This window comes from Ideonella alba (assembly GCF_018069845.1).
Lineage (GTDB): Bacteria > Pseudomonadota > Gammaproteobacteria > Burkholderiales > Burkholderiaceae_C > Ideonella > Ideonella alba.
In genome coordinates, this window is sequence record NZ_JAGQDD010000045.1 from 1 (window position 1) to 2,111 (window position 2,111).

At 60.6% G+C, this 2,111-nt stretch carries 1 protein-coding gene; it reads left to right on the plus strand.

Annotated elements, in window-relative coordinates; translation table 11 throughout:
- The first annotated feature begins 739 nt into the window (after window positions 1-739).
- Window positions 740-1,894, plus strand: coding sequence for a hypothetical protein (locus KAK03_RS24665; protein WP_210857338.1), 1,155 nt, complete (start codon window positions 740-742; stop codon window positions 1,892-1,894).
- Window positions 1,895-2,111 lie beyond the last annotated feature (217 nt).

Genomic DNA, 2,111 nt, shown 5'->3' on the forward strand with positions numbered 1-2,111 from the left:
ACCGACGCCCACCGTCATGCCACTTGGCCCGCTTCCCGGCTTAGGTCATCATCCGTACAGCGGGCCAAGCGCCATGCCGGCGTTCGCGGCTCTGCTCGAACGTTAGGCCGCACAACATGCTCCGCTCAGTCTTGCGAGGTGTCGCGATCCTCATTGCTGGCCCGCTCATCGCCTTCACTTTGCTTTTCCTCGGCTGTGAAGTCGCACCGTCCGCATTGGGCAATGCTTGCGGCCACAACATCGCTATCTCCCTCGTCGCGCTATCGCTCGCCTGCTGGTTTGTTTTGGTCATGGCGGCCTCAGTCGTATCAGCAATGCGCGAGAGGCTGTGAGTTCAAGATTCAGCCGCCGCTAGCCCACCATGATGGAGTACGGAGCCGCCACTAGGCAGATGCTGCAGGCACATCGCGGCAACCACCATATCTGTCGAACCGAGCACACTCGCGAGAAGGCTGGCGGTCTGGCCATCCTCATGGGACAGAGCCGCCAGCCCGAGGTGCGGCCTAACCCTTCGCTGGAACCGACGCCCACCGACATGGCACTTGGCCCGCTTCCCGGCTTAGGTCATCATCCGTCCAGCGGGCCAAGCGCCATGCCGGCGTGCACGGCTCAGCTCGAACGTTAGGCGTCGCAACTCGCAGTAACTCGCCGCGCTCCCATGGACATACCCTTAAACCTTGCAGCGGGCCCTCGGCAACGGGACTTTCTTGACTTCCTGAACTCCGCGCTCCGCGGGCGGATGACCCATCACACAGGTACCGCGGGGACCTCGGAGGATGGAACCTATTTCACTCAGGTAACGGGTGCCTTTCTCGTCGACCAGAGCAATGTTGAACTGACGTGGACGCTACGCAAGACGCCAGACGGCACCCTCACTACGCTTTCGATTGCCGCGAGTGATGCAGCTGGGGACTCTCGGGCCTGGCAGACCGCGGCTTACGAATTCGCTACCTCTGTTCTGGCAGCAACCCTGGCGGACAAGCGCGTCAAGTTCTTCCGACGCTCGCTCTTCTTCTACCTTGGCCCACAGTTGGATGGAGAGTACTGGCTCCCTGGGTTTCGCTTCGCACCTGCGTTTCCTGAGGACGACCAGCCCCATCTGATCAACGCCGAGAGGGTTGTCTCCATCGATCAGGAGATTCTTGCGATTGACGACATGCAAGCCTATGCGCTCGCAGAGGAGTCTTCACGCAGACATGCCGCCCGGCTGTCTCTACTACTCAACGTAGGCTTGTACAGAGCAGAACACTCGATGCGCTGGGTGCTACCCACCACACAAGGCGTTCCGGCAACTGAGAGCATTCGCTACCACCTCGCGTTCAGTCGACCGGAGGCAGCGTTGACCGCCATGCCAGAGAAGGGAGCGCGCTGTCCGCTCGGCGCATACACCGGTAGCCTTGCCGCGCGCTATCGTGTGGCTGGTGAACTCCAAAGCCTTCCGCGCGAAGCCCGAAAGATCCTCCGAGGCGTTGATCGGGCCGCGCCAGGCGTTGCTGATGCCTTTGATCGTGGAGCACGGCTTTACCAGGTCGCATCGGTCTGCGGACAGCAGTTTCCCTCTGTTGGTCTGGCCTACCGAGTCGCTGCAGTTGAAGCGATGAGCGCGGCCGACCCTTCCTGCAAGGGATTCAGTGAGTTCATGCGCAAGTACGTAACATCACTTAAAGATATTGACTCGCTACTTGACTACTTATACGGCCAAGCCCGATCTGGACACTTCCATGCCGGATCTTTCCCCGGCGGCGAGTTCTCTCGCGTCAACTACTTTGATCCCTTGATGGACATGGAGAAGGTCGAGCGCGACTCCATACACCGTACGTGCTATGAGCTCACTCGTGAGGCAATCGTGAACTGGATGCAGTCTGTCGTTCCTCCAGAGGTCGACTCAGCATAGAAGGCGTGCGATTGGCGAAGCGGCGCCTAACCCTTCGCTCGAGTGGACCGCCACCGGCAAGGCACTTGGCCCGCGAGCCGGTGTGGTCCATCATCCGCCTCGCGGGCCAAGCGCCTTCCCGGCGTCGGCCCCTCAGCTCAAACGTTAGCAACTGTGTTGCGCGTCAAGCCCTGGAGCCCAATTGGTGTGGTGCTTGAGCATGGCGTTCATGATGGTG

Bases quoted from the DNA above. Each gene is read 5' to 3' on its own strand.
- KAK03_RS24665 (WP_210857338.1), top strand. From the start codon at position 740: ATGACCCATCACACAGGTACCGCGGGGACCTCGGAGGATGGAACCTAT.